General features: G+C 59.6%; 24 protein-coding genes and 1 pseudogene. 12 read left to right on the forward strand and 13 right to left on the reverse strand.

The annotated features are described in order from the left end of the window. Positions 1–120: 120 nt before the first annotated feature. The 5 genes from AACY13_RS14160 to AACY13_RS14180 all read right to left on the reverse strand — a co-directional run bounded on the left by AACY13_RS14160 (position 121) and on the right by AACY13_RS14180 (position 5,505). Positions 121–324 carry an MbtH family protein gene (locus tag AACY13_RS14160; RefSeq protein WP_339462214.1) on the reverse strand — a complete coding sequence of 68 codons (204 nt, stop codon included), beginning with the start codon at positions 322–324 and terminating at the stop codon, positions 121–123. Positions 325–548: 224 nt separating this feature from the next. Then, entirely contained in the window at positions 549–2,240 is a 1,692-nt protein-coding gene (locus tag AACY13_RS14165) for a multidrug ABC transporter permease/ATP-binding protein (protein WP_339462215.1), read from the reverse strand. Positions 2,241–2,289: 49 nt separating this feature from the next. Further along, positions 2,290–2,868, reverse strand: a complete 579-nt coding sequence (locus AACY13_RS14170) for a sigma-70 family RNA polymerase sigma factor (protein WP_339462216.1) — start codon at positions 2,866–2,868, stop codon at positions 2,290–2,292. A 299-nt stretch (positions 2,869–3,167) separates the two neighbouring features. Next, the gene (locus AACY13_RS14175) at positions 3,168–4,772 is read right to left on the reverse strand and encodes an ATP-binding protein (protein WP_339462217.1); all 1,605 of its coding nucleotides are present in this window, start codon (positions 4,770–4,772) and stop codon (positions 3,168–3,170) included. Between the two features lie 10 nt (positions 4,773–4,782). After that, positions 4,783–5,505 (reverse strand): winged helix-turn-helix domain-containing protein, encoded by a 723-nt coding sequence (locus AACY13_RS14180; protein WP_339462218.1) that lies wholly within the window; start codon positions 5,503–5,505, stop codon positions 4,783–4,785. A gap of 716 nt (positions 5,506–6,221) precedes the next feature. Between AACY13_RS14180 and AACY13_RS14185 the strand changes: the two genes are divergently transcribed. The 5 genes from AACY13_RS14185 (at position 6,222) to AACY13_RS14205 (ending at position 14,398) form a co-directional block, all read left to right on the forward strand. After that, positions 6,222–9,134: a ribonucleoside-diphosphate reductase subunit alpha gene (locus tag AACY13_RS14185; RefSeq protein ID WP_339462219.1), complete on the forward strand. Its 2,913-nt coding sequence runs from the start codon at positions 6,222–6,224 to the stop codon at positions 9,132–9,134. A gap of 544 nt (positions 9,135–9,678) precedes the next feature. Beyond that, entirely contained in the window at positions 9,679–10,929 is a 1,251-nt protein-coding gene (locus AACY13_RS14190) for a ribonucleotide-diphosphate reductase subunit beta (protein WP_339462220.1), read from the forward strand. 112 nt (positions 10,930–11,041) lie between these two features. Further along, positions 11,042–11,794, forward strand: a complete 753-nt coding sequence (locus AACY13_RS14195) for a hypothetical protein (RefSeq protein WP_339462221.1) — start codon at positions 11,042–11,044, stop codon at positions 11,792–11,794. A 741-nt stretch (positions 11,795–12,535) separates the two neighbouring features. Then, on the forward strand, positions 12,536–13,678 hold the full coding sequence (locus AACY13_RS14200; protein ID WP_339462222.1) for a hypothetical protein: 1,143 nt from the start codon (positions 12,536–12,538) through the stop codon (positions 13,676–13,678). A 189-nt stretch (positions 13,679–13,867) separates the two neighbouring features. After that, a complete protein-coding gene (locus AACY13_RS14205; protein ID WP_339462223.1) occupies positions 13,868–14,398 on the forward strand; it encodes an REP-associated tyrosine transposase in 531 nt (176 codons plus the stop codon). An 86-nt stretch (positions 14,399–14,484) separates the two neighbouring features. Here the strand turns inward: AACY13_RS14205 and AACY13_RS14210 are convergent, their stop codons facing one another. Both AACY13_RS14210 and AACY13_RS14215 read right to left on the reverse strand, forming a co-directional pair. Next, a complete protein-coding gene (locus AACY13_RS14210) occupies positions 14,485–15,477 on the reverse strand; it encodes a GGDEF domain-containing protein (protein ID WP_339462224.1) in 993 nt (330 codons plus the stop codon). A 220-nt stretch (positions 15,478–15,697) separates the two neighbouring features. Then, on the reverse strand, positions 15,698–15,862 hold the full coding sequence (locus AACY13_RS14215) for a hypothetical protein (protein WP_339462225.1): 165 nt from the start codon (positions 15,860–15,862) through the stop codon (positions 15,698–15,700). Positions 15,863–16,467: 605 nt separating this feature from the next. On the opposite strand from AACY13_RS14215, the pseudogene AACY13_RS14220 reads away from it, so the two are divergent. Together AACY13_RS14220 and AACY13_RS14225 are read left to right on the forward strand one after the other, a co-directional pair. After that, positions 16,468–16,608: pseudogene (locus tag AACY13_RS14220) on the forward strand (succinyl-CoA--3-ketoacid-CoA transferase); the annotation flags it as partial. 174 nt (positions 16,609–16,782) lie between these two features. Further along, on the forward strand, positions 16,783–18,090 hold the full coding sequence (locus AACY13_RS14225; protein WP_339462226.1) for a short-chain fatty acid transporter: 1,308 nt from the start codon (positions 16,783–16,785) through the stop codon (positions 18,088–18,090). 170 nt (positions 18,091–18,260) lie between these two features. On the opposite strand, the gene AACY13_RS14230 is transcribed toward AACY13_RS14225, so the two are convergent. After that, positions 18,261–18,485: an osmotically-inducible lipoprotein B gene (locus AACY13_RS14230; protein ID WP_339462227.1), complete on the reverse strand. Its 225-nt coding sequence runs from the start codon at positions 18,483–18,485 to the stop codon at positions 18,261–18,263. Between the two features lie 394 nt (positions 18,486–18,879). Between AACY13_RS14230 and AACY13_RS14235 the strand changes: the two genes are divergently transcribed. Further along, positions 18,880–19,191 carry a hypothetical protein gene (locus tag AACY13_RS14235; RefSeq protein ID WP_339462228.1) on the forward strand — a complete coding sequence of 104 codons (312 nt, stop codon included), beginning with the start codon at positions 18,880–18,882 and terminating at the stop codon, positions 19,189–19,191. 133 nt (positions 19,192–19,324) lie between these two features. Continuing rightward, positions 19,325–20,710, forward strand: a complete 1,386-nt coding sequence (locus tag AACY13_RS14240; protein ID WP_339462229.1) for an FAD-binding oxidoreductase — start codon at positions 19,325–19,327, stop codon at positions 20,708–20,710. 263 nt (positions 20,711–20,973) lie between these two features. On the opposite strand, the gene AACY13_RS14245 is transcribed toward AACY13_RS14240, so the two are convergent. Beyond that, on the reverse strand, positions 20,974–21,789 hold the full coding sequence (locus AACY13_RS14245; protein WP_339462230.1) for an aminotransferase class IV family protein: 816 nt from the start codon (positions 21,787–21,789) through the stop codon (positions 20,974–20,976). Positions 21,790–21,872: 83 nt separating this feature from the next. On the opposite strand from AACY13_RS14245, the gene AACY13_RS14250 reads away from it, so the two are divergent. Next, a complete protein-coding gene (locus tag AACY13_RS14250; protein WP_339462231.1) occupies positions 21,873–22,226 on the forward strand; it encodes a MerR family transcriptional regulator in 354 nt (117 codons plus the stop codon). Positions 22,227–22,484: 258 nt separating this feature from the next. On the opposite strand, the gene AACY13_RS14255 is transcribed toward AACY13_RS14250, so the two are convergent. From AACY13_RS14255 to AACY13_RS14270, 4 genes are all read right to left on the reverse strand, one after another. Next, positions 22,485–22,865, reverse strand: coding sequence for a hypothetical protein (locus AACY13_RS14255; RefSeq protein WP_339462232.1), 381 nt, complete (start codon positions 22,863–22,865; stop codon positions 22,485–22,487). Positions 22,866–22,898: 33 nt separating this feature from the next. Next, positions 22,899–23,153, reverse strand: a complete 255-nt coding sequence (locus AACY13_RS14260; protein WP_339462233.1) for a hypothetical protein — start codon at positions 23,151–23,153, stop codon at positions 22,899–22,901. 127 nt (positions 23,154–23,280) lie between these two features. Next, on the reverse strand, positions 23,281–23,502 hold the full coding sequence (locus AACY13_RS14265; protein WP_339462234.1) for an osmotically-inducible lipoprotein B: 222 nt from the start codon (positions 23,500–23,502) through the stop codon (positions 23,281–23,283). A gap of 182 nt (positions 23,503–23,684) precedes the next feature. After that, positions 23,685–24,584, reverse strand: a complete 900-nt coding sequence (locus AACY13_RS14270; protein ID WP_339462235.1) for a LysR substrate-binding domain-containing protein — start codon at positions 24,582–24,584, stop codon at positions 23,685–23,687. A 118-nt stretch (positions 24,585–24,702) separates the two neighbouring features. On the opposite strand from AACY13_RS14270, the gene AACY13_RS14275 reads away from it, so the two are divergent. Further along, positions 24,703–25,404 (forward strand): FMN-dependent NADH-azoreductase, encoded by a 702-nt coding sequence (locus AACY13_RS14275; protein WP_339462236.1) that lies wholly within the window; start codon positions 24,703–24,705, stop codon positions 25,402–25,404. A 231-nt stretch (positions 25,405–25,635) separates the two neighbouring features. After that, positions 25,636–26,328, forward strand: a complete 693-nt coding sequence (locus tag AACY13_RS14280; protein WP_339462237.1) for a histidine phosphatase family protein — start codon at positions 25,636–25,638, stop codon at positions 26,326–26,328. Positions 26,329–26,346: the final 18 nt, after the last annotated feature.

Genomic DNA, 26,346 nt, shown 5'->3' on the forward strand with positions numbered 1-26,346 from the left:
GGCCTCGGCGCGCAACGGCACCAGGCGTGAAATTCGATCAGATTGAGCCGTTCGGCGGGCTGGGCGTGCAGGTAGCAAGGGGCTCGGCACCCCGCGCACGGCCCTGGCCGAGCCGCTGCATCAGGCCTGCGCCCCCTCGCGCAGGCTGCGCGGACGCATATCGGTCCAGACCTCGGCGATATGCGCCAGACAGGTCTGCCGGTCGCCGTGCACGCCGACGCCCTGCCAACCGGCGGGCACCGGCTTGTAGTCCGGCCAGATGGCGTATTGCTGCTCGGCGTTGATCACGACCAGAAAGCGGGTTTCGGGGCTGTCGAAGCTCATGGCGATTCCTCGGTGCGAGCCGGGCGGTGCCGGCGATATAAATACAGACGAACTCAGTTGCGAATAATTTTTATTTACATGCGAAATTCGGACGTGACGGGGCACGCTCCAACGGCGTTTCTGCTCATCGCCACGGCATGGTGACGCCGAGGCACGCAGCCCAACAAAATGAAGTAGGGTGCGCCGTGCGCACCAGACAGCGGTATTGGTGCGAGCAGCGCACCCTACGAGATGTCCGGCACCTCCACGCGCCGCGCCGGCCCGCCAATTTCATGCAGGGCGTCGGCACTGGCGCGCTGACGTTGTTCGCCGGTCAGTTCGAACAACTGGCCGCCGTCCATCTTCAGCAGGCGGTCGGCCTGGTCGAAGTAGTGATCGTCGTGGGTGATCGCCAGCACCGTCTTTCCGGCTGCTTGCAGTTGCGGCAGCAACTCGCGGTAGAACAGCCGGCGGAACAGCGGGTCCTGGTCCGCCGCCCATTCGTCGAGCACCAGGATGTCGCGGCCTTCCAGCATCGCCAGCAGCAGCGCCAGGCGCTTGCGCTGGCCCTGGGAGAAGCGCGTATCGAGCAGGCGACCAGCACCAATGCGCGCCTTGTGCGCCATATGCAGGCGGTCGAGCCAGCTCTTGCTCAGGTGCTCGTCCACTTCGCCGCCGGCCGGGCCGAGCAAGCGCGCGAACAGGTGAAAGTCGGTAAACACGCTGGCGAACAACTGCCGATACGCCGGCCATTCGTCGTCGCCCAAAGCGCGGCCGTCCAGGCGGATGGCACCGGCGTCGGGGCGATGCAGGCCGGTGAGCAGGCGCGCCAGGGTCGACTTGCCGCTGCCGTTGCCGCCGACCAGAAACACCAGCTCGCCGCGCTTGAGCGTGAGGTCGAGGGGCCCGACATCGAAGCCCAGTTCGTCCGCCTCGCCCGGGTAGCGGTAACTGACGCCGTCGAGCTGCAGCGTCTGCCAGTCGGCTGGCTGGTTGACGTAGTCGAAGCCCTCGCGCTGCTCGGCCAACTCCAACGCCTCCAGCTTGCCCAGCGCCACCCTGGCGGCGAGCAGGCTGGGGATCGCCGCCACACTGGCGACCATCGGCGCACGCAGGAACAGCACGGTCAGGGCGAAGGTCGCCGCCACCGGCGCGGCCGCCCAGCCCAGGCCATTGGCGCAGAAGAACACCAGGCCGATGGTGCCGAGCACCATGCAGTTGGCCCAGTTGCCGGCCAGGCCGTTGAAGATGTCGGCGCGGGTGACGTTGTCGCGGTAGCTGCGCGCATTGCTATCGAACTCTTCGCTGAACAGCAGGCGCGCGCGATCGCGGTTCAGCGCCAGCTCCTTGCGCCCGTCGATCACCGCCTGGTAGTCCTGATAGAGCCGGTCCTCGGCCTCGCGCAGCAGACGGATATGGTGATTGACCCGGCCGACGAACAGCCAGCCGACGCCCAGGGTAAAGCCCAGCCAGGCCAGGGTGACGCCGAACAGCGAGGGCGACAGCCAGGCCAGGTAGGCGAACGCGGCAAGGCTGAGGATCAGCCCATAGACCAGCTCGGGCAGGTAGACGAAGGCGATGGTGATATTGCGGATGTCGCTCGACAGGCTGGCGAGAATCCGCGCCCCGCCGATCTGCTCCAGGCGCTCGATATCGGTGTCCAGCACGCGCTTGACCAGGTTGCGGCGCATCCGATAGACGAAGCGATGACCGAGGGTGTGCAGCGCCATCTGCGCCGCCGAAGCGCAGGCCAGCAGCAGGATCAGCAAGCCGGCGAACTGCAGCAGCGCGCCGCCCATGGCATCGCCCCCGGCGATCAGCCTGAGATTGACGAAGGCGATCACCCCGACGCTCAGCAAGGCGCTGCACAGGCTCAGCAGCAACACCCCGAACAGCGGCAAACGGTTTTCCCGGAACAGCAAACGCAACAGCTTCATCGGTCGAGATCCTCGGCGGGCCACAGCCCGGCTGAGCGAAAGAAAAGGGTCATGCCGCCGCGTCGCCCAGGCGCACGCGGCAGTGGTAGACGGCATCGCGCACCATCAGATGCACCAGGGTCGGCGAGGCGCGCAGGTGGCTGGCCACCTCGCGCTGGCTGTAGCCCTCCACCTGGCTCATGGTGAAGGCAGTACGGGTGCGCGTCGGCAGTTCGCCCAGGGCGCGCTGCAGGTGCTGCCAGTGCAGCTCGCCGAGCACCACCCGCTCGGGCGATGGGGTCGCTGCCGGCACATCCAGCCCGCGCTCGTCGTCCACCTGGTAGCGCCCCTCCAGGCCGAGCCGGCGCAGGCGATCGATGGCCAGGTTGCGCACCACGCGAAACAGGTATTTCAGGGCATCGCGAATGGCACGCGGGTCACCGTCCTCCCAGAGCTTGAGGAAGGCATCCTGGACCACGTCTTCGGCGCGGGCACGGCAACCGAGCAGGCCCTGGGCAAAATCGGTGAGTACGCCACGATGGCGGTTATAGAGCTGCTCCAGCTCGACATGCAGGGCCGCTCGCGGGGCCCCGCCCCCCCCCCTGGCGGCGGCCGTCGACGGCGCAGAGCAGAAACAGAAAGCGCCCATTGCTGGCCTCCTTGGCTCACATCAGACGCACATCTTAATGATAACGGTTATCAATACAACCCTTGAATCTCAGGGTTATTCGCCATCCCAGCAATTGATCGGCGGGGAACCCGCCATTTTCCGTGTGTAGTTGGGGGGCCAGGGCGGCGCAGGGTGGGCTAGACGAATTGCGCGCTCGGCCGCAACAGCTTCGCGGGCATGGCCGAGGTGCCCCCGCCGCGCCTACGGGTACTGCGCCGAGCCGGGTAGGAGCGGGCTTGCCCGCGATAGCGATGGTCGCAACGCCGCTGCGCCGCCGCTCACCCCTGCTTGCGCGGCCACAGCAGGCTAAAGCAGGCCCCGCCGAGGCTGGCGCTGCGGCTGATCTGCGCGCGGCCGCCGTGCCAGTAGATGATCCGCCGCACGATCGACAGGCCCAGGCCATGGCCGCCGGAGGCGCGGGTGCGGCTGTCGTCCAGACGCAGGAAGGGGGTGAAGATATGCTCCCAGGCATCTTCCGGCACCCCGGGGCCATCGTCCTCGATATCCAGGCGGCAACGCTGCTGACCGGCCTGGTAACTGACCCGCACCCGCGACTCGGCATGGCGCATGGCGTTGCTCACCAGGTTCTGCAGGGCGCGGTGCAGGTAGCGCAGCTCGGCCTCGACGCAGGCGCCGCTGCCGTCCGGGGCATCGCGTGAGGGGCCGCGCTCGACCCGTACGCCGGGGCGCAGCGGGGCCAGCTCGGCGATCACCTGGTCGATCAGATTGCCCAGGTCGACCTGCTGGAAGTTCAGCGCCGGCGCGCCCTGCTCCAGGCGCGCGTAGGTCAGCATTTCGTCGACCAGCTTGTCGAGGTCCTGGATATCGCTGTCCATGCCGTCCATATATTTGCGCCGCGCCGCGTCGGTTTCCGCATCGCCGATCATCTCCAGGCCGAAGCGCAGGCGCGCCACCGGGGTGCGCAGTTCGTGGGACACGGCGCGGACCATCTCGCGCTGGATGCTCAAGGAGCGCTGCAGGTGCTCGGCCATGGCATTGAAGGCCGCTGCCAGGCGTCCCACCGAATCCGAGCCACGGGTCGGTACGCGGGCATCCAGGCGGCCGCTGGCGATCCGCGTGGCAGCACCTTCCAGATCGCTCAGGCGCTGCTCCAGGGGCCGCACCAGCAGGTAGACCATCAGCCCGATCAGGCTCAGGCCCAGGGCCCCGATCAGCACCAGCAGCTGCGGCGGATAGGGATTCATCTGGTACAGCGGGCCGATCTCCAGCACCCAGTCGGTATCGACGATGCCGGAGAACACATGAATGCTGTCGCCGCCGCGACCCAGGGCCATCACCGTATCGCCCTCGTCCACCCGGCGACGCTGATCGGGGTCGAGGTCGGCCTGATCGAGGCGCACCAGGCGCAGGTCGAAGCCGAACTGCTTGGCCTCCTTCAGCTCGGCCAGCCGCCGTGGCTGCTCGTCCCAGGGGTAGCGCACCAGCTCGTCGACCAGCAGAAACACCGTGGCCCGCGCCAGCTGTTCGCTGATCTGCTGCACCTCGCCGGTCAGCAGCAGCCCCTGCTTGTCGTCCAGCTGGCTATAGACCCTGGCGGCATGCGGGCCGGTCTGCTGCACCAGGACCTGACCGCGCTTGAGGCGGTTGCGCGCCCCGCCATCGAGCGCCACCTCGCCCAGGGCCTGAATTTCCAGGGGGATGCCGAGCAGCCGCCCCCATACCGCCACCGCCCGCCGCCGCTCGACATCCAGCATGGGCGCGAGGTTGTCGGCCATCAGGCGGAAGGTGCCCTGGGCCAGGCGCTCGCGGTATTGATCGGCGCGCACCTCGTTGAGCAGCTGCAGCGCGCCGACGCCGAGCAGCGCCACCAGCACCAGCACGGCGAGCATGCCGCCGTAGATGCGCAGGAAGATTGAGTTCATGGCCGCGAAGTCATAGCAGCGCTTCAGCCGCTTCGGCGACAAACAGATAGCCCTTGCTGCGCACGGTCTTGATCAGGCGCGGGTGCATGGGGTCGTCGCCGATCTTCGGGCGGATGCGCGAGATGCGTACGTCGATGGAGCGGTCCTGGCCGTCGTATTCGATGCCGCGCAGGGCGTTGAAGATTTCCTCGCGCGAGAGGATGCGTCCGGCATTGGCGGTCAGCAGCCAGAGCAGGTCGAATTCGGCGCTGGTCAGCTCGATGGCCTGCTCGCCCAACCAGGCCTCGCGCATGGCGCTGTCGATCACCAGGGGGCCGAACTGCAGCCGCCGGCGCTCGGCTACCACCGCCACCTCAGTGCCTTCGCGGCGACGCAACAGCGCACGGATACGCGCCAGCAACACCCGCGGGCGCACCGGCTTGCAGACGTAATCGTCCGCGCCCATCTCCAGGCCCAGTACCTGGTCCATATCGTCGGTGCGCGCGGTCAGCATCAGGATCGGCCCCTCGTACTGGCCGCGCACCTTGCGGCAGATCGACAGGCCGTCCTCGCCCGGCAGCATCAGATCGAGAATCACCAGGTCCGGCTGCTCCTGCAGGATCCGCGCGGCGGCCAGCGCGCCGTCCATCTCGATGGACACGTTGAGGCCGTTGCCCTGCAGGTATTCACGGGTCAACTCGGCCAGGCGCTGGTCGTCTTCGACAATAAGGATGTGCCACGACTGCTGCTCCACAACGAACTCCCTGGTAGCGCGGAAACGGTGGGCATTGTAGCAACGCACGGGGCACTGCATAGCGCATGCCATATTTCCGCGAAAAACACTAGATGTAGTATCGCGTCCCACGCTGTAACGCTTCTGCAAAAAACCCCGGCGGGCCCCGCCAGCGGCGACGAACGGCGCACCCCAGCAGTGACGGGGGCTGCGCAGGAAAGCGCGGCTTTAACCCACAATTCACCCACAACTTATCCACAGGTTGTTCTTGTTCGCTCGCCTTGCAATACCCCAGATAGCGCATTATCTTGTATCCCCATCGCGCAACACCCACCACATGTTGGGTTTAGCCTGGCCACCGAACACAAGAAGAATGACACGCAAACGGCCTGATCCCAGCCCATCACCGGTGGTTTAAAACGCTTGATGCAGCCTGCCCGCCCTAGCCCGGCAGACAGGTTCAGGGGCGCGCCAGACGCGCCCGAATATGGATTCCGGAGCCCCCGCCCACGCGAGGGAACCACTAGATGTAGTAGTTAGAGCGGTAAAACGCCCTAGCCAGTGTCTTTTTAGCCAGGAAGGCGCTTTAGCTGTCCCTTCCCTGCCCAGTTTGCAAGTTCCTATACGCCCGGCCCTTGGCTGTGCGCATGGCGTTGTTGAAATGGAATGAACGACAGTTCGTCGCAGTGATCGACAGTAAAGCGTCCTACTAACAAATACAGAACATGGAGATTTTCATGCAAACCGACACCTCCCGCGAGAACCCGCAGGCCAACGCGCCGCAGGCCGCCGATGACAACCAGAACCTGAGCGCCACCGCGCCGGGTCAACTGCGCGTGATCAAGCGTAACGGCACCGTGGTGCCGTACACCGATGACAAGATCACCGTTGCCATCACCAAGGCCTTTCTCGCTGTAGAGGGCGGCACCGCTGCCGCCTCGTCGCGTATCCATGAAACCGTCGAGCGCCTGACCGAACAGGTCACCGCCACCTTCAAGCGCCGCATGCCATCGGGCGGCACCATCCATATCGAAGAAATCCAGGACCAGGTCGAACTGGCCCTGATGCGTTCCGGCGAACAGAAAGTCGCCCGCGACTACGTGATCTACCGCGAAGCCCAGACCTCCAAGCGCAAGAGCGCCGACGCCGCCAGCGGCATCGCCGAGCCGCACCCGACCCTGCGCGTGACCCACCTCGACGGCAGCGTTGCGCCGCTGGACATGGGCCGCCTCAACACCATCGTCAGCGAAGCCTGCGAAGGCCTGGCCGAAGTCGACGGCGCGCTGATCCAGAAAGAAACCCTGAAGAACCTCTACGACGGCGTGGCCCAGAGCGACGTCAGCACCGCCCTGGTGATGACTGCCCGCACCCTGGTTGAGCGCGAGCCGAACTACAGCTACGTCACCGCGCGCCTGCTGATGGACAACATCCGCGCCGAAGGCCTGGGCTTCCTCGGTGTCGCCACCAGCGCCACTCACCACGAGATGAGCGAGTTGTACGCCAAGGCCCTGCCGGCCTATATCGCCAAGGGTATCGAGTTCGAACTGCTGAACCCGGTGCTGGCCACCTTCGACCTGGAAAAACTCGGCAAGGCGATCAACCACGAGCGCGATCAGCAGTTCACCTACCTGGGCCTGCAGACCCTCTACGATCGTTACTTTATCCACAAGGACGGCACCCGTTTCGAACTGCCGCAGATCTTCTTTATGCGCGTGGCCATGGGCCTGGCCATCGAAGAGAAGCAGCGTGAAGAGCGCGCCATCGAGTTCTACAACCTGTTGTCGTCCTTCGACTACATGGCCTCGACGCCGACCCTGTTCAACGCCGGCACCCTGCGTCCGCAGCTGTCCTCGTGCTACCTGACCACCGTGCCGGACGACCTGTCGGGCATCTACAACGCCATCCACGACAACGCCATGCTGTCCAAGTTTGCCGGTGGTCTGGGCAACGACTGGACCCCGGTGCGTTCGCTGGGTGCCTACATCAAGGGCACCAACGGCAAGTCGCAAGGCGTCGTGCCCTTCCTCAAGGTGGTCAACGACACCGCAGTCGCGGTTAACCAGGGCGGCAAGCGCAAGGGCGCGGTCTGCGCCTACCTGGAAACCTGGCACATGGACATCGAAGAGTTCATCGAGCTGCGCAAGAACACCGGTGATGACCGTCGCCGCACCCACGACATGAACACCGCGAACTGGATTCCCGACCTGTTCATGAAGCGCGTGTTCGACGACGGCCAGTGGACCCTGTTCAGCCCGAGCGAAGTGCCAGACCTGCACGACCTGACCGGCAAGGCCTTCGAAGAGCGTTACGAGTACTACGAAGCCCTGACCCAGTTCGGCGGCAAGATCAAGCTGTTCAAGACCATCCAGGCCAAAGACCTGTGGCGCAAGATGCTCAGCATGCTGTTCGAAACCGGCCACCCATGGCTGACCTTCAAGGACCCATGCAACCTGCGCAGCCCGCAGCAGCACGTGGGCGTGGTACACAGCTCGAACCTGTGCACCGAGATCACCCTGAACACCAACGCCGACGAAATCGCCGTGTGCAACCTGGGCTCGGTCAACCTGCCGAACCACATCGTCGACGGCAAGCTCGATACCGCCAAGCTGCAGAAGACCATCAAGGTCGCGGTGCGCATGCTCGATAACGTTATCGACATCAACTACTACTCGGTACCGCAGGCGAAGAACTCCAACTTCCGCCACCGCCCGGTCGGCCTCGGCATCATGGGTTTCCAGGACGCCCTGTACCTGCAACACATCCCGTACGGCTCCGACGCCGCCGTGGAATTTGCCGACAAGTCGATGGAAGCGGTCAGCTACTACGCCATCCAGGCCTCCTGTGACCTGGCCGACGAGCGCGGCAGCTACGAGACCTTCCAGGGTTCGCTGTGGAGCCAGGGCATCCTGCCGCTCGACTCGCAGCAGATCCTTATCGAGCAGCGCGGCCAGAAGTACATCGACGTCGACCTGACCGAGTCCCTGGACTGGGCCCCGGTGCGTGCCCGTGTGCAGAAAGGCATCCGTAACTCGAACATCATGGCCATCGCCCCGACCGCCACCATCGCCAACATCACTGGCGTATCGCAGTCGATCGAACCGACCTACCAGAACCTCTACGTGAAATCGAACCTCTCGGGCGAATTCACCGTGATCAACCCCTACCTGGTTCGCGACCTCAAGGCTCGTGGCCTGTGGGACTCGGTGATGATCAACGACCTCAAGTACTACGACGGTTCGGTACAGCAGATCGAGCGCATCCCACAAGAGCTGAAAGACCTCTACGCCACCGCGTTCGAAGTCGACACCAAGTGGATCGTCGATGCCGCCAGCCGCCGCCAGAAGTGGATCGACCAGGCGCAGTCGCTGAACCTCTACATCGCCGGTGCATCGGGCAAGAAGCTCGACGTGACCTACCGCATGGCCTGGTACCGTGGCCTGAAAACCACCTACTACCTCCGTGCCCTGGCCGCGACCAGCACCGAGAAGTCCACCATCAGCACCAGCAAGCTGAATGCGGTATCCAATGGTGGCAACGATGGCCTCAGCGCAGCACCGGCCAAGGCCCCGGAAGTGGAAATGAGCGCAGGCCCGGCACCAGTGCCAAAAGCCTGTGCCATTGATGAACCAGACTGCGAAGCCTGCCAGTAAGGTGTTCGGCAGCGCGTGGAGCTGAGCGGCATTCGCGGCGTTACCTGCCGGAGCGGCCCCCATCACGTACATGCGTACGCTCAGGGGCTCCACTCCAGCAGGTGCCTGGCGACTACTCGCTCAGCTACACGCTCGAACGGTGGACACAAAAGCTAAAGCACAACACCGTCAGTCCCCTCGCCCCTCTGGGGAGAGGGTTAGGGTGAGGGGAACAGGCCCAAAGCCACCTCAATGCCCGAACTGCAACACGATCAGCCCCTCTCCCTCCGGGGAGACAACTGCAAGGATGCAGGAGGTAGGGCGACGCAGGACGCCAAAGCCGAGGGCTAGGGTGAGGGGAAATAGCAACACCAGCCTCCCCACTAATTACCAACCCCGCCCTAACCGGCGAGGGCCTCGGGGCAACGGCCAGCTACTAGAGCCCACCCCCGACCAGCGGTACCCGTTTTGCCCTTGCGCGCTGTACGCAACGGAACATAATCAGAAGTAACTGTATATCCATACAGGCCGGTTATTTTACCGGCCCGCAAGCAGGAGCCAAGCCATGCTGAGCTGGGATGAATTCGATAAGGAAGACGGCGCAGACGCAGCCGTTGCCAGCAACACCACCGCACAAGTCGCGGACATGAACATCGACAAACTCGACCAGGTCGGCGGTGCCGCCGCGGTCGAAGCCCGCGCCATCGCCGCCGACGACAGCGCCGCCGTGGCCCGCGCCAAGGCCGCACTGGATCAACTCGACATCGCCGAAGGCCTGGCCGAACTGGAAGGTGCCTCCGCCCGCGTCGCGGTCGACGAGAAGCGCATGATCAACTGCCGCGCCGACCTCAACCAGCTCGTACCCTTCAAGTACGACTGGGCCTGGCAGAAGTATCTGGATGGTTGCGCCAACCACTGGATGCCGCAGGAAGTGAACATGAACGCGGACATCGCGTTGTGGAAAACTCCGGACGGCCTGACCGACGACGAGCGCCGCATCGTCATGCGCAACCTCGGCTTCTTCTCCACCGCCGACAGCCTGGTCGCCAACAACCTGGTGCTGGCCGTGTACCGCCTGATCACCAACCCCGAATGCCGCCAGTACATCCTGCGCCAGGCCTTCGAAGAAGCGATCCACACCCACGCCTACCAGTACTGCATCGAGTCGCTGGGCATGGACGAAGGCGCGATCTTCAACATGTACCACGAGATTCCGTCGGTCGCGAAGAAAGCCGCCTGGGGCCTCAAATACACCCGCTCGATCTCCGACCCGACCTTCACCACCGGCACCGTCGAGACCGACAAGGAACTGCTGCGTAACCTGATCGCCTACTACTGCGTACTGGAAGGCATCTTCTTCTATTGCGGCTTCACCCAGATCCTCTCCATGGGCCGCCGCAACAAGATGACCGGCGTCGCCGAGCAGTTCCAGTACATCCTGCGCGACGAATCCATGCACCTGAACTTCGGCATCGACGTGATCAACCAGATCAAGATCGAAAACCCGCACCTGTGGGACGCCGCGATGAAGGACGAAGCGACCCAGATGATCCTGGAAGGCACCCAGCTGGAAATCGAATACGCCCGCGACACCATGCCCCGCGGCGTGCTGGGCATGAACGCGGCGATGATGGAGGACTACCTCAAATTCATCGCCAACCGTCGCCTGACCCAGATCGGCTTGAAGGAAGAGTACCCAGGTACCACCAACCCCTTCCCATGGATGAGCGAAATCATGGACCTGAAGAAAGAGAAGAACTTCTTCGAGACGCGGGTTATTGAGTATCAGACTGGTGGGGCGTTGAGCTGGGATTGATTCCAGTCACTCACTAAAGAGATTAAGAGCGCTTTACCTGAAATGGATGTTTGGGGTGGCGCTTTAAGACTAAAAGCCCCGCCTAGTGCGGGGCTTTTTTTTGGAGATTTTTATGACTGACGAAAAAGCTGTCGAAAGCAAAACAGTAACGCCCAAAAAAAGCCGAATTGCCCGAATATATCCCGCCTGGACATTTGAGCAATCCCTCCCTCTCGCACAGGCCATTCAGGAGCATGCGTCGGGTGAAAAAGTCAGTCGACTGACCTTATTTAAGGCAATTGTAAAATCCCCCACATCAAGCGCCTCTCAAAACTTAATGACAAACTCCGCAAAGTACGGCCTAACTAAAGGCAGTCATGCATCCGATTATTTAGAGCTAACAGCTGAAGGAAGAGAAGTCACAAGCCAAGAAAAAGGCTCAATACCATATATAGAAAAGTGCTTCGAATGTGCGATTGAAAAAATAGGCCCATTTAAAACCCTATACGACATATATAGAGGAAAGAAACTACCAGCACACGCTGTATTTTCCGACTCATTAAGAGACTCTCACCCTGACATTGGTGACACTCAAGAATGCATAGACGTTTTCATCGTTAACTGTAGATTCATCGGTCTTCTTCAAGAAATTGCGGGCACGGAAACACTCGTGTCAATAGAGACTTTAATTGAGGAAATCCAACGAAACTCTACAAAGCTCACACCTGCAAAAAATATACGCGCACCACAAACAACAAAAGCCACAAGCCAAGCGATCAGTTACAGCAAAACCAACTCCACAGAAGACTGGGATTCCATTTGCTTCTACGTCACACCCATTGGCGAGCAAGTAGCCCGGACAACCGCAACAACGGTGGATGGATAAAGCGCCATCCACCCTACGCGGTGATTGGCATTTGTAGGGTGGACAACGCGAAGCTTGTCCACCGTGATAAACAAACCATCAACAGCAACCAACACCGCACGAGGCTTTTGCCTTTCAATCCGCGCCCTCACAGGCGACGCCAAACGCCCCATCAGCAAGTAGCCCGGACAACCACCGCAACGGTGGATGGGTAAAGCGTCATCCACCCTACGGATCACCGGCATACCGGGTGTAGCAAGTAGCCCGGACAACCGCAACAACGGTGGATGGATAAAGCGCCATCCACCGTACGCGGTGATTGGAATTTGTAGGGTGGACAACGCGGAGCTTGTCCACCGTGATAAACAAACCATCAACAGCAACCAACACCGCACGAGGCTTTTGCCTTTCAATCCGCGCCCTCACAGGCGACGCCAAACGCCCCATCAGCAGGCCGAATGGAATCGTTGTGGAAGGGGTTGAGCGGCATGGATGCCGCGAGAGCCGCGATGGGCCAGGGATGGCCCTTCGCGGCGTGCCCCTGGAGCAATGATGGAACGAGGGGAGTCGAGCGCAGCGAGACCCGGATGCCGGGGCAAGACTTTTTGGTTACTTTTGGGGCGACTGCCAAAAGTGACCCGCCGTAAAGGCGGAACCATTCCCCGAGAACAACACAGCAGCGGCGCATGTGCGCATATCCTGCGGAACTGCCCAAACGGTTAATCGCATCTACTCTCCCGAATGCCGCTCGGAATGCATTCAATGCAGAGCGTGGACGATCGAAAGAACAATCAGCGCTGCGGATTTAGCCTCTGTACACTTCCGCTTTTGAACAACGCCAAGGACGAGAACATGCAACAAAAATGGATTGACCGTCCGGCAACGGACACCGATTGGTTTGATCTGGCACTTGAGCTATCTAACGGCTTTTTCCGTCGGCACTTTTCCTTGGTGGCCAAGGTCGCCCCGCCGCTCTTCGGCTTCGGCATATTCGTCTTCTATTTCTACCGCAACCATTTCTACCCCAGCTTCGACCTGTTCCAGTTCTCTTCTTTGCTGCTTGCTGCTGCGGCCATTGGCTTTGCCATCATCGGAGCCCTGGTAGTGCCGCTGTTCCTTCCGGGCCCCTGGATTTTCAGCCAATTTCTTGAGCACAAGACGATCAAGGACGAGCTGCGGTACTCGCGCCCTTATCTCGATAACCAGCGGGTCTGGTGGGTCCTGAAGCTGGGCTGTTTGGTGTACTGGCTTCCCTTCTTGGCCTGTGCGGCCGGTCTGCTGACGGTTGTCATCCTTGCCCCGAAACTCTTTGTTCTATCGCTCTTTCTGATGCCAGTTCTGGTCAGCCTGATCGCCGGCCTAATCGTCCAAGCCGCTTTTGGGTTACCGCCGTTCAGCTTCCTTCGCTATCTATGGGCCGCGGATGTAGCAGTCATGGCAGTAGGTGGGTTTATCACTGTCATGCTGGTGCAAACTGCGCCGGTCATCGAAGGGTTCAATATTGGTGCCTGGAAGTGGCTGGTTTATATCGCTGTCATGCTGGCCATCTCATTCATAGCGGCGATGTGCTCGTTTCTCTTTATCGCAGGTTGGAATGCGGCACTGCACTTTTCCGTATTCTTCGCCCTAGGGATTGCCGGCTACAGCGGGCTACTCACCACCCTGCCAGACAAAACGGTGCGCGCCCTGGGGCTCGGGAACTACCAAGCCGAGACACTCTTGCTGGAGCAGAGCTACTGCGACGGGGCGGTGCCGGAACAACTACGGCTGGACGAAAGCTGCGCACAGACAAAGGTCCACGTCGTTTGGTCACTGGGTGAAAACCTGATACTCCGCACCGACGAGGAACGCACCATCCAAATCCCATCCAGATTTATTCGGGCCATTGTGAAATCAGGCGAATAAAGCAAGGTAGGACCTACCCATGATGGAAATACTTTGGTCGTACCCACGCAGCAAGTAGCCCGGACAACCGCAGCACCAATTGGTGGATGAAAAGATCGTCATCCACCCTACGCTCGGTATCCGTAGGGTGGACAACGCGAAGCTTGTCCACCATGGTTCAAATACCCAAACGCTCAAGGATGAGCCGCCATGCCCAACTACCGCCGCGCCCGCGTACCCGGGGCCACGTACTTTTTCACCGTCAACCTGCGTGACCGCAGCAGCAATCTGCTGACCAGAGAAATCGATCTATTGCGCGAATCGGTACGCGCGACGCGGTTGCGACATCCCTTTCATATCGATGCCTGGGTGGTGCTGCCTGAACACATGCATTGCATGTGGACGCTACCGCCAGGCGATGCCGAATTTGCCCTGCGCTGGAGGGTCATCAAATTCGCCTTCGCCAAACGCTTGCCAATCACTGAGGAGCGCACCGTCAATCAACAGCGCAGGCGCGAGCGCGGCATCTGGCAGCGGCGCTATTGGGAACATCTGATCCGCGATGAACAGGATTACCAACGCCATTTCGACTACATCCATTTCAACCCGCTCAAGCATGGGTATGTCGAACGGCTGGCGGACTGGCCCTATTCGAGCTTTCACCGAGCCGTGGCCATGGGGGTTTATTCCGCAGATTGGTGCGTTGAGCCGAAGCAGGTCGATACTGGATATGGTGAGTGAATCTGTAACCGGACAACCTCCGCAGTGGTGGATGAAAAGAGCGTCATCCACCCTACTCAATCAATCCTCTGATAGCCAAAAACGCGTTAAACGATTACCGCAGAATCGTCACTGAACACCGCACAGTCACGGCCACGCGCCTTGGCCAAATAAAGTGCTTCATCCGCGCGTTTCAGCCAGGTATCAGCCGTTGCCCCCGGCAGCCAAGGTGCCACGCCAAATGACACCGTTACTTCCTTACCGTCGGGCGTTTTCAGATTGCTTTTGATGGTCGCTCTAAGGCTGTTGATACACGCCTGTTGCTGCTGAAGGCTGACCTCTGGAATAAGCAGAACAAACTCCTCTCCACCGAACCGGTAAAGCCGATCATATTTTCGAATGTTAGCCATAGTAATGGCGACAAAATCTCTCAACACTTGATCACCAACAGCATGACCGTACTTATCGTTCACCACCTTAAAGTGGTCCAAATCCACAATAGCCAATAACTGTTGAGTCCCATTACGCTCTGCACTGGATAACGCAGCCTCCATACCCGAATGCAGCGACCGGCGATTAAATGCCCCCGTCAAAGGATCAATAGTATTCAGGGTCTCCAGCAAATTAAACTGCTTCAAACCATGACTGGCATACACATACGCACTCATTGACAACATCATGCTCGTAATAATAAAGGAATTAAGCGAGACAATATTAAACACACCCGCCAGAGCCACTACCACCGCACCGGTGACTGTATTTATAAACAGAGCCTCAATCGGCCTTACTAGAATAAACGTGCTGGCGCATACGGGGTAAACCCACAACACACCATCCACCCCGTTATTAATAGCGACGACAACTGCACCGGTGTTAATAAACACCGCGGCCACTGCACTCACCGCTCGAATTTTTTTAAAAAAATACGCACAGGCCACAATACTTATGATGCCTAGAATCAGCAGCACATCAATGAGCATTGCAGTGAAGTTCGCTTCTTGATAACGAATAAGCACAAATGGAGAAACACCCAATATGGAAATCGCACCAAGCACCGCCAGCATCGAAAGCTGATTTTTTTCCTGCAGCTGATTGATCATAAGCCCCTCAAAATCAAACACGGCCAATACTGAAATATAAAACCCACTTAACTAAAATCACAATAACCCTGCAACTGAATACTTTCTCATCAAGGATTAAACATGGCATATTTACGCCAGATAACTCCACGCCGCACGCCGCACTGATAGTTACGCTGTACAGCGTTTGCGTAACTTGATTACTTCATACAGAATCAGGTATCAGCAAAACCTAAAAATGTCAGATTTTTTCGGTAACCCATTGGAGAGGAACACTGAAGTTATACTCTGATCGAAGCGCTTCTTCCGAGAGCACTTCCAGCCTTAAAACTGAACGCTGGATCAGCTGTACCCGCTCCGTCTGCGGAAGATGCAAGGCTTCACGCCCAATTTTCTGCAACTCCATGGCAAAGTCTCTCGCATATCTACCGGCAAATCTTGGCACGGATGGAGGGTAGGTGCCATCGTTCGGAACTGGTCCGTTACAAAGTGCCCCCCAGCAAACACGTCCGCAACAAACTATCGGCAGCGCCCTGCAGCATAAAGCGGCCCACCCACACTATGACTCCAGACGCTAGATCTTCACGCAGGCGAACAACGCATCCCGGACACCCCAGCCCACGGGGGTGATCCGCTGGTAATCATGCTCAAGCACAAGCTAAAGGGGCCAGCTAAAGGGGTCGGAGTGAATTATCCAGTGAGTTAGATCGGGGAAAGACCACGACTTATCGCTAACCTTGCTTACCCTTTTCGCCCTTACGGCGAGTTACTTGACTCGCTGCGCTCAGCCTTCGGCTGTTACTGCGCTTCGCTGCGTATCTCTTCACTCGCGCAGAAAGTAACCAAAGAGAAAGCGCCCCGAAAGACACGCATTGCTTGACGAATATTTATTTACTTAAGTTATCAATCGCAAAGAAAAACAAAATTAACAAATCAGTCTACACAAGAGAAGCTCTGCCTCGCTTCTTGGCAGCACGATTGCCGACCCGACACCTACAAGGACGCAGCAGCATGAGTGGACTCGACAAGCGTGTAGGTCGCTACGAGGAGGCCCTGGCCGGTCTCATCGACGACATATCCGTCCTGGCCGGAGGCTTCGGCCTGTGCGCAATTCCGGAAAACCTGATCGCCAAGATCCGCCACCGCGGCGTCACAACTCCGCCTTGAAGCACTAATTCAAGATATTACAGAGACAACCAATCCCGCAGTAGTTAGGTTCTATCCCGGGTCTGGTAATACATCAGACTCAGTTTCGAGTGGCATTGCTCCGACGCATGTCATCCGGAAAACTCCAATGCCAAATTAATAATAATGGAGAAATTCAATATGCTTGACCGTGCAGCCAGACCCTTTGTGAAGCTGGTAGAACGATATCTGCCTGATCCTTTTATATTCGTGCTGATACTCACTCTGGTGGCTTTTGCTGCCGCGATTATTGTTGAAGGCCATGGGCCGATGGCGGTTATCGAAATGTGGGGGCAGGGATTCTGGAACCTGTTGAGCTTCTCGATGCAGATGCTGCTAGTGCTGGTGACCGGCTTTATGCTGGCCAGCACACCGCTGGTTCGGAACATCCTCAACCGCCTGGCAGCCCTCGCGAAAACCCCGGGGCAGGCGATTGTTCTGGTCACCTTTGTGGCGTTGATCGCCAGCTGGATTAACTGGGGCTTTGGCCTGGTAGTGGGTGCGTTGTTTGCCAAGGCCCTGGCTCGCCAGATCCGCGTGCATTATCCGCTGCTGATTGCCAGCGCCTACTCTGGCTTCATCGTCTGGCACGGCGGCCTGGCCGGTTCAATTCCGCTCGTCATCGCCACCGATGGGCACTTCAGCGAAAGCGTGATTGGGGTCATTGGCACCGGCGAAACCATTTTCGCTTTCTTTAACCTGGCCATCGTGGTCGCGTTGTTTATTGTGGTGCCGGCAGTCAATCGCCTGATGCTGCCCAGCGCAGAAGACAGTGTCTATGTAGACCCGAAGGTACTGGATGATCAACCCGACACCCAGTTCACTATTACCCGTCCTGCTGAGCACCTGGAAAACAGCCGGATTCTTGCCTGGCTAGTGGGCTTCAGTGGCCTTGCCTTTATCTTTCAGTATTTTCTCAACGACGGTGGCCTGAACCTGAACATCGTCAACTTCATGTTCCTGTTTCTGGCGATCATTTTGCACCAGACCCCGCGCCGGTTATTGGACAGCCTGAACGAAGCGGTGAAAGGCGGTTCCGGCATCGTTATCCAGTTTCCGTTTTATGCCGGGATCATGGGTGTGATGACCGCTTCGGGGCTGGCAGCCAGTATTTCTTCTGGATTTGTGTCCATAGCTACGGCCGAAAGCTTGCCGTTCTGGAGTTTTATCAGCGCCGGGGTGGTGAATATCTTCGTGCCCTCCGGTGGCGGGCAATGGGCTGTTCAAGCACCCGTCATGTTGCCTGCGGCTCAGGAGCTGGGGGCGAGCATACCCCGTGTTGCGATGGCCGTTGCCTGGGGTGATGCCTGGACCAATCTGCTACAACCCTTCTGGGCGTTGCCCGTACTGGCTATTGCCGGGCTGAAGGCAAAAGACATCATGGGTTACTGCCTGATGCTGCTGGTGATTACCGGAATCATCATCAGCATAGGCTTGACCTGGCTCTGACGCCGCGATGACTCTGCGCAGACATTAAGGGTCTTTTATGGTTAGGGTGCCTATTGGGCACCCTTTTTATTGCCTAGAGAAAAACGGGGCTGGAATATATCTCTACTCGACCAGACAATTATTAAGCGGCGAATTCACGCAGCAAGCCTCGCGGCCACCACGCTGCTCGGTTAATTCTTTTTCTTATCGTCCTTGCCAACTTCGTGACCAATCACCCCGCCGACCGCCGCACCGACACCTGTGCACACCACTCCGCCGCATAGCAAATTCCCGGCAACACCGCCCGCCACAGCACCACCCACCGTGGTCTTGTCTTGGTGAGACATATTCGAGCAACCACTCACACCCAGGGTGGTAAGCAGAAGGCCGGTGAACAACAGTTTAGAAATACTCATGTGCGTGACTCCAATGCGACGCCTTATGAAATGCTCTGGCGAATTGCCCGATTCCATAGAGGACGCAAAGCCAGTGTGTGCTCATTGTGGGCTGGCGTCTGAGTTATATCGTCTCCCGGCCAAATTGCCTCAAATAAACAGGCCGCCACAACGCCTGGGAGGGTAAGGGCTCCATAAGCGCCCGAGATAGCTGAGCTCGTAGGATGGATTGAGCGCAGCGATGCCCATCAAGCATGCAATCGACCGCACGGGTATCGCGCAGCTCAACCCATCATCCTGCCCCCGCCCCGCCCTCCCCGCCTAAGCTACATTTCCTGTACGCCCTTGCCGCAATGGCATAACCATGCCGGCGGCAAGGTTGCCCAATCCAATTGCCCGCACAACGGGAGGAAGCATGGCAACTTCCAGTTCTTTTTATCGATGGTTACACCGTCATCTATTGGTTAGCTTCCTGCTTATGACGGCGAGTTTTTTGGTTTTTGGCTATCTCACTATCGACCTGGTGCAGTTACTCAGCAGCAATGCCGCCTTTATCGTCAGGCATGGTTGGCTGGCGCTGATGAGCGGCGGCTTACTGCAGTTTGGCGAACTAACGCTGATCGCGCTGCTGGCCATGGTCTGCTACCTGCTCTTCAGGTTGTGTGAGCATGCGTTGTTGCAACGACTGTCGAGCAGCGCTCGCGCAATACCTCGCAGGCTGGGTTGAGCGCAGCGATAGCCATCACAATGCCTGGGCACAAACGGGGACAGGCCACGATTGATAGCGTCTACTTGAGCACTCAAGCGAAGCACTGAATCGCCCAAAATATGCATTTCTCTACCGCGAACAAGGAAGCTCCATGCGCATCGTCCCCATCCTTATCCTGCTCGTGTGCCAGACCGTGCACGCCGGCGAAACCGTCAACGACATCAGCGGTATGAATCCCATCGAGGTGGCGCAGGTGCTGGCACCTACCGAGTTGGAGCAAGTCGTCGAAGCCGTGCGCGGGCATTCCGGCCCCATTGCCATTGGCGGCGGGCGCTACAGCATGGGCGGGCAGACCGCCACCGAGCAGGCCCTGCAATTGGACATGCGGCGCTTCAATCAGGTACTGGAATTTTCCGCAGAGCGCCGGGAAATCCGCGTGCAAGCCGGCATCACTTGGCGCGAAGTGCTCGACTACATCGACCCTCACGGCCTTTCGCCGCAGATCATGCAGTCCTACGCCAACTTCACCGTCGGCGGCGCACTCAGTGTCAACGCCCATGGCCGCTATGTCGGCCAGGGCCCGCTGGTGCTTGGTGTACATTCGTTGCGCCTGGTGCTGGCCGACGGCCAAGTGGTGGAGGCCAGCCCAACACACAACAGCGAACTGTTCTATGGCGCTATTGGTGGCTATGGCGGGCTTGGCGTCATCGCTGAAGCCACCCTGCCGCTGGTCGAGAACAGCAAGCTGATGCGCCAAACGCAACTGATGCCGCTCAGCGAATATGCGCAGTTCTTCGCCAGCCAGGTAAGCGGCAACCCGGATATGGTGATGCACAACGGCATTCTTTATACCGACGAATACGACAGTGTTCGTGCGGTGTCTTACCTGCGTACGGATGCACCGCTGACGGTCGCAGAACGCCTGGTGCCGAACGACCGCGACTACAAAGCCATGCGCGCCGCGCTGGCAGTGGCCAGCAGCAATGGCGGCGCGAAAATGCGCGAAAGTCTGGTCGACCCGTTGCTGCTCAACCGGCCACAGGTGCAATGGCGTAACCACGAAGCCAGCCTGGATGTGCGCGAACTACAACCCATCTCCGGGCCCGACTACAGCTATGTGCTGCAGGAGTACTTCGTTCCAGAAGCCCAACTGCAGCGCTTTGTCACAGGGATGAAAGATGTGCTCAAACAGCACAAGGTCAAAGTCGCCAATATCTCCATCCGCCACGCCAAAGCCGACCCTGGCACCCTACTGGCCTGGGCGCGCGGTGACACCTTCGCCCTGGTGCTCTACTACCGCCAAGGCGTCTCGCCAAGCGAACGCGCCGTCGTCGCCGACTGGACGCGACAACTGATCGACCTGGCCATCGCCCACCAGGGCAGCTACTACCTGCCTTATCAAATTCACGCTAGCCGCGAACAATTCCTCGCCGCCTACCCCCACGCCGAGGAGTTCTTCGCCCTGAAAAAGCGCGTCGACCCAACCAACAAATTCCGCAACAAGCTATGGGATACCTACTACCGCCAGGCCAACTAAATAGACACGAGCTTGGGCGAGCATTCAAAAACAGGGGAAGCAACCACAGAGAATGCGCGCCGGCACAACTCGAGCGTCGTCACGAAGGGCCACCACTGACCTAGCGACTAGCCCGGATAACTGCTGCACCAAATGGTGGATGAAAATGAGCGTCATCCACCCTACGCGGTGGTGGGCATTTGTAGGGTGGACAACGCGCAGCTTGTCCGCCGAAAAGGAGGCAGACTCATCTACTAAATCGCCCCTTTTCGTCTTGAGTACTTTCAGGGGAACTCGGCCGATTCAGCCTCGTGGGCCTTGTGCAGTAGTTCGATAAACGGTCTGGCCTCTTCAATGGTATGGGAGGCAATGGCGGTGACTGGAATCCCCGGCGTCCATGAGTTAATCACAGCTGCGCCGGAGAACTCTTTCAGGCGCTCAAGAGTGATGAACTCGTGGCGCTGCGGCACCTCAAGGCGTTCAAGTTGACGCTGAACGATGCCCATCATGGTGCCTTTCAACATATCGGCCTTGGGCCAGATCACTGCGTCGCCATCCCAGAAGACCAGATTCCATATCGTGGCTTCGCTCAAACACCCGCGCTCATTCACGAAAGCCGCATCGTCAAAGCCCTGCCGTATGGCCTGGTGAAGGTAATAGGTTTTGCCAACTTCACCGACATGCTTGATTGCAGCCAGAGGCCTCTGATGTTCAATGGCGCTCAACCGCAACGGACCTTCCGGCCCAGCGGATGGGGCTGCTGTACGGACAAACACGACAGGCTCCACATTCATGCTATCTGCAATGAATTCGCCGTGAGGTGAAAAAACGGTGACCGTCAGCGACTGATCTCTCGCCCCCTCTTGAATCGCCATCCGAATGTATGAGCGCAGCAGCTCATCGGACGGTGCCCGGCCGAAAAACTCCAGGGAGGCATTGCGCAGACGGTTGAGGTGAAGATCCAGCCCCTTGACCTTGGCGCTTCTCACCTGCATCGCCGTGAAGTGAGCAAACCCCGCGAAAGCCAGAGGGTTCAATTGCGAAGCGGTAGCAGGATGTCCATTGATATAGGAAAGGTACGTATGCGGATGGATCGCCATGAAGTAGCTCCTGATGGTGCTCAGTTGATCGAGCCCCTATCATCGACCCTGACAGTGCTGTCAGAGTCAAGGCGGAAGAAGCGATGAAAATAGGTGAGCTATCCAAGCGTTCTGGCGTGAGCATACGAATGCTTCGTTATTACGAAACCGAAGGGCTGCTGAAGCCGAAGCGCACCGCAAGCGGGTACCGCGATTACGCACCAGAGGAATTGCGAACCGTCGAGCGCATCCGATTGCTTGGCGCGGCCGGCATGACTCTGGCGACCATCTTGAAGTTCTTGCCATGCGTGAGAGGGGAAGGTCTCGCGTTCGAGCCATGCGATGAGTTGCGCAGCGTCCTGCACGAGCAAATCCGCATTGCCGATCAGAAAGCAGCGGAACTGGCCCAAAGCCGGAAGGTTCTGCAGAACTTCCTGTGCGAAGTTGAGCGCGACTGAGGATCAACTGGATCGCCCCCACGCGTCCCCACGGGAACGGGAAAAAGAGGATTATTTTCTCCACTGCCCGCCTCTACTGGTTTCGCCCTTATGGCGAGTCACTTTCTCTTTACTCGCTACGCTCGGCCTCCTGACGGGATTCAGGGACCGCGTTGTTTGGGCGATTTGTGGACGGCAGAGCAAAAGGCCAAAGCATCGCGGCCAAGCTGCTGTGGGGCTTCGTTTGGGGCGATGGCCAATGGAAGGCGTCGCACGGGTTTAGTCGCTACGTGCCTGCTCAAGCCGCTTATCAGGCTCGGCGGGCGGCAGGTTTGGGGCCGCGTTGAGCGTCAGCCAGACAGCCCGCAGGATGTTGATCGCGGCCATGCTCAAGTGTTGTTCGGCGGCGCGCAGGGCCAGTTCGGCCGCCAGGCGTTTGTCGGCAGCGCTCAGATGCGCCGCCTTGTGGCTCATCTCTGCATCGACGCTGGCCAACAGTCCCTGGAGTTCGTGCACCGCCTGATCCGAGGCCTCACGCATGTCCGCCAGCAGACGGCTGGCTTCAGCGGGCGTCATGGCCAAGGCGCGGACGCTGCGAAACGTCAGCCGGGCGGGCAAGGTGGCCAAACTGAAACCCGTCGAAAGTAACTTGCCAATCATCTCGATAACCCCTGTTAAAGAGTGCATCTCAAACTACTTCAGCAGTGCACCCAAGTAAATCATCAACAGTGCCTGCCCATCATCTGCCGCAAAAGGGCAGATTCGCAGGATGGGGCGGGCGCGCAGATTGAGCGCAGCGATACCCAGCACAACGCCGGCGATCTTGATGGTAAAGGGTGGAAAACGCTTCGCGTGGCGGCCATCTGTAGGGTGGACAAGGCGAAGCTTGTCCACCTTGATGACCAAACCACACACCGAGGCACAGCCGATACGGCGGTCAACCAGCACTTCTGACCACCCCAAACTGCATGGGTATCGCTACGCTCAACCCATCCTACGACGCTACTTTTAGGGTGCCGGCCAGAAGTGAGCCGCCGTAAAGGCGGATGGCTTTATGCAACAGCCCAAACTCGACCTATTTTTTCTTATCGTCTTTGCCAACTTCGTGACCGATCACCCCGCCCACTGCGGCCCCAACCCCAGTGCACACCACGCCGCCGCATAACAAGTGACCGGCCGCGCCGCCAATCACTGCGCCGCCAGCGGTGGTCTTGTCCTGATGGGACATATTCGAGCAACCACTCAGGCCCAGGGTGGAAAGCAGGATGCCGGTAAATAGCAGTTTGAAAGTACTCATATGATTGACTCCAGTGCGACGCCCCGGGAAATGCTCTGGCGGTTTGCCCGATTCCATGGAGGACGACAGCTCACTGTGCGCTCAGTATTGGGCTGGCGTCTGTGCTCCAGCGAACTTAGCGCGTAGCCGGATAACCAGCCCCGCCAACGGTGGATGAATAAAGCGTCATCCACCCTGCATAGCTAAAGCGTACACAGCCCACCCGGCACCGCCATCACCCAATCGCGCACCGCCTGAATGGTCGGGTCGTGCTTGCGGTTTTCCGGGTAGACCAGAAAGAACGGCTTGCCTTCCAGTTCCGGGCCAAAGGGCTGTACCAGCCGTCCTTCCCGCAACTCATCCTCGATCAGTTGCCGGCTCATCAGCGCCACGCCCTGCGCGCCGACGGCGGCCGAGACGGCATGGGTCTCGTCGGAGAACACCAGCCCGGCACCGACATCCAGCCCCGGCACCTGGGCCTCCTTCTGCCACAGAGCCCAATCCAGGGGTGAAGAAACAGCGGCCTGATTGCGGAAGTGAATCAGCGAATGCTTGGGCAACTCGGTCGCATCGTGCAAGCCGAGGTGTGGGCTGCAGGCCGGGATAAAAGTGTTGTCGAACAGCTTCTCGGCCACCAGTCCCGGCCAGCGACCGTCGCCATAGCGAATGGCGACATCCGCAGTGACGCCATCCAGTGCGACCGGCTCATGGGAGGCGTGGATGCGCAGGTCGATATTCGGATGGGCCTCGCGCAGCATGCACACCCAGGACAGCAGCCAACGCACCGCCACCGCAGGCGTGGTGCTGAGCGTAATGGCCTGGCGACAGGGCACCGCGCTGAGCCGTACCGCCGTGGCGCTGATGCTTTCGAAGGCGCTTTCCAGCACCTGCTGCAGCTCGCGCCCCTGGGCGGTCAGTTCGAGCTGGCGTGGCTTGCGCAGAAACAGTGCGACGCCGAGCGACTCTTCCAGCGCCCGAATCTGGTGACTGATCGCCGTCGCGGTGACCGAGAGTTCTTCTGCGGCCTGCTTGGCGCTCTCGTGGCGAGCGGCCGCCTCAAAAGCACGCAGGGCTGAAAGCGAAGGTAGCCAGCGCTGCGCCATACATGAACCTCTCTCATCCATACCTGAAAATAATCGTCGTTTGTCGCGCCTAACGACTGGACTTAGCCTGAGGTTGCTACGAATTACAGATGAATTCAACTTCGAAAGGAGACTCGACATGCCGCACATTCTGCACCTGGATGCCAGTGCCCGCCCCGGCCTCGCCGGCAAGGATCAACACGGCTCGCATAGCCGCAACCTCACGCAGCGCTTTGTCAGCCAATGGTTGGTCCGTCGTGGGCAAGACAGCCTCACCTACCGCGACATCGGCCAGACTCCGCCGTCGATCATCAACCATGACTGGATCGCCGCCGCCTTTACCCCGGAGCAGCAGCGCGAGCCGTGGATGCAGGACGCGTTGGTCGAAAGCGACCAACTGGTCGATGAGTTGATTGCCGCAGACGTGCTGGTGATCGGCGCGCCGCTCTATAACTTCGGCATGCCGGCCGCGCTCAAAGCCTGGGTCGATCAGGTCGTGCGTGCCGGCAGAACCGTGGAGATCGACGAAAGTAACCTACTCGACCCTTACGTGCCGATGCTCGCCGACCGTCCACGGCATGCCGTTATTCTCTCGGCCCGAGGCGGGGTCGGCTTTGGCGTTGGCGGCGCGATGGCGCATATGAACCATCTGGAACCCAGCCTGATCACCGCCCTCGGCTTTATCGGCATTACCCAGGTGCACCAGATTGCCATCGAGGGCCAGGAAGTCGGCGGTGAGCTGCTGGCCGAGTCCGTGGCGCAAGCCATGGACCAGGTCGATGCCCTGGTGGCGCAACTGCAGCGAACGCTGCAGGTAAACCGCACAGCAGAGCCGGCCTGAACACCGACGGTCTGCGCCGCGCGCTTACGGGCCTGTAGGCGCGCAGCTTAAGCGGCGGCGGCCACAGGCAAACGCAGGCGCTATCGGCGTGGTGCACACATGCTGCAACAGACTTCTGCAGACCACCGTCACAGTTTGTTAAGCCGCTGCGGTCAGAGTTACTCACGCTTGCGGCATCGCAGGGACAAGCACCTGCCGCTCCGTTGTTGATGACCCTTATGGAGCGGCTCAATGCCAACCAATACCCCTGCAGGCGCAACCGCTGTTGCGCCGACACCGCTGCATGCCCTGTGGCGCAATAAACGCCTGCTGGTGCTCCTGGCGGCCATCGCGGCACTCGCCAGCCTATTGACCCTGGCGCTACAACCCGAACCGGTTGTGGACTTGGGTAAAGACAACCACATGGATGAGTCCGGCCTGTTTGCCAGCTGGGATAAGGGCGAGCTTGTCGTACTGGTACGCCACGCCGAACGCTGCGACCGCTCCAGCAATCCCTGCCTTGGTGACGATGAGGGCATCACCATTGCCGGTAGCGAAGCCGCCGATGACGTTGGCGACGCGTTCAAAGCCCTAGGCCTGAGCAACTCCGATATTTTCTCCAGCCCACTGCTGCGCACCGTACAAACCGCGGCGTCGATGTTCGATATCAACATCGCCACTCAGGATTGGCTGAAGGGCTGCCGCAAAAGCCTGGAGCAAAACATGCTCAACCATAAGCAAGCCCGGCGTAACCTGCTGCTCGTCACCCACAGCGGCTGCATCGATAGCGTGGCCAAGGCCCTGAATACCTCAGGCGCTGAATATGACAGCGAATACACCAGCGCCCTGTTTGTCTCCGTAGACAAAAGCAACGGTCGCCCGCGCTTGCTGGGCTACATAAAAGCCGATGGTCTGGGGCGATTTGTCGAAGGGTCTAAGAGCTAGAGGTTGCGACAATGAGTC

It is taken from the genome of Pseudomonas sp. EA_105y_Pfl2_R69 (assembly GCF_963970915.1).
Classification (GTDB): Bacteria; Pseudomonadota; Gammaproteobacteria; order Pseudomonadales; family Pseudomonadaceae; genus Aquipseudomonas.

What these genes read in the sequence shown, in the direction of transcription:
- AACY13_RS14160 (WP_339462214.1), bottom strand. Translation starts at nt 324, where the DNA reads ATGAGCTTCGACAGCCCCGAAACCCGCTTTCTGGTCGTGATCAACGCC.
- AACY13_RS14165 (WP_339462215.1), bottom strand. Translation starts at nt 2,240, where the DNA reads ATGAAGCTGTTGCGTTTGCTGTTCCGGGAAAACCGTTTGCCGCTGTTC.
- AACY13_RS14170 (WP_339462216.1), bottom strand. Translation starts at nt 2,868, where the DNA reads ATGGGCGCTTTCTGTTTCTGCTCTGCGCCGTCGACGGCCGCCGCCAGG.
- AACY13_RS14175 (WP_339462217.1), bottom strand. Translation starts at nt 4,772, where the DNA reads ATGAACTCAATCTTCCTGCGCATCTACGGCGGCATGCTCGCCGTGCTG.
- AACY13_RS14185 (WP_339462219.1), top strand. Translation starts at nt 6,222, where the DNA reads ATGCAAACCGACACCTCCCGCGAGAACCCGCAGGCCAACGCGCCGCAG.
- AACY13_RS14190 (WP_339462220.1), top strand. Translation starts at nt 9,679, where the DNA reads ATGCTGAGCTGGGATGAATTCGATAAGGAAGACGGCGCAGACGCAGCC.
- AACY13_RS14195 (WP_339462221.1), top strand. Translation starts at nt 11,042, where the DNA reads ATGACTGACGAAAAAGCTGTCGAAAGCAAAACAGTAACGCCCAAAAAA.
- AACY13_RS14200 (WP_339462222.1), top strand. Translation starts at nt 12,536, where the DNA reads ATGCAGAGCGTGGACGATCGAAAGAACAATCAGCGCTGCGGATTTAGC.
- AACY13_RS14205 (WP_339462223.1), top strand. Translation starts at nt 13,868, where the DNA reads ATGCCCAACTACCGCCGCGCCCGCGTACCCGGGGCCACGTACTTTTTC.
- AACY13_RS14210 (WP_339462224.1), bottom strand. Translation starts at nt 15,477, where the DNA reads ATGATCAATCAGCTGCAGGAAAAAAATCAGCTTTCGATGCTGGCGGTG.
- AACY13_RS14215 (WP_339462225.1), bottom strand. Translation starts at nt 15,862, where the DNA reads ATGGAGTTGCAGAAAATTGGGCGTGAAGCCTTGCATCTTCCGCAGACG.
- AACY13_RS14225 (WP_339462226.1), top strand. Translation starts at nt 16,783, where the DNA reads ATGCTTGACCGTGCAGCCAGACCCTTTGTGAAGCTGGTAGAACGATAT.
- AACY13_RS14230 (WP_339462227.1), bottom strand. Translation starts at nt 18,485, where the DNA reads ATGAGTATTTCTAAACTGTTGTTCACCGGCCTTCTGCTTACCACCCTG.
- AACY13_RS14235 (WP_339462228.1), top strand. Translation starts at nt 18,880, where the DNA reads ATGGCAACTTCCAGTTCTTTTTATCGATGGTTACACCGTCATCTATTG.
- AACY13_RS14240 (WP_339462229.1), top strand. Translation starts at nt 19,325, where the DNA reads ATGCGCATCGTCCCCATCCTTATCCTGCTCGTGTGCCAGACCGTGCAC.
- AACY13_RS14245 (WP_339462230.1), bottom strand. Translation starts at nt 21,789, where the DNA reads ATGGCGATCCATCCGCATACGTACCTTTCCTATATCAATGGACATCCT.
- AACY13_RS14250 (WP_339462231.1), top strand. Translation starts at nt 21,873, where the DNA reads ATGAAAATAGGTGAGCTATCCAAGCGTTCTGGCGTGAGCATACGAATG.
- AACY13_RS14255 (WP_339462232.1), bottom strand. Translation starts at nt 22,865, where the DNA reads ATGATTGGCAAGTTACTTTCGACGGGTTTCAGTTTGGCCACCTTGCCC.
- AACY13_RS14265 (WP_339462234.1), bottom strand. Translation starts at nt 23,502, where the DNA reads ATGAGTACTTTCAAACTGCTATTTACCGGCATCCTGCTTTCCACCCTG.
- AACY13_RS14270 (WP_339462235.1), bottom strand. Translation starts at nt 24,584, where the DNA reads ATGGCGCAGCGCTGGCTACCTTCGCTTTCAGCCCTGCGTGCTTTTGAG.
- AACY13_RS14275 (WP_339462236.1), top strand. Translation starts at nt 24,703, where the DNA reads ATGCCGCACATTCTGCACCTGGATGCCAGTGCCCGCCCCGGCCTCGCC.
- AACY13_RS14280 (WP_339462237.1), top strand. Translation starts at nt 25,636, where the DNA reads ATGCCAACCAATACCCCTGCAGGCGCAACCGCTGTTGCGCCGACACCG.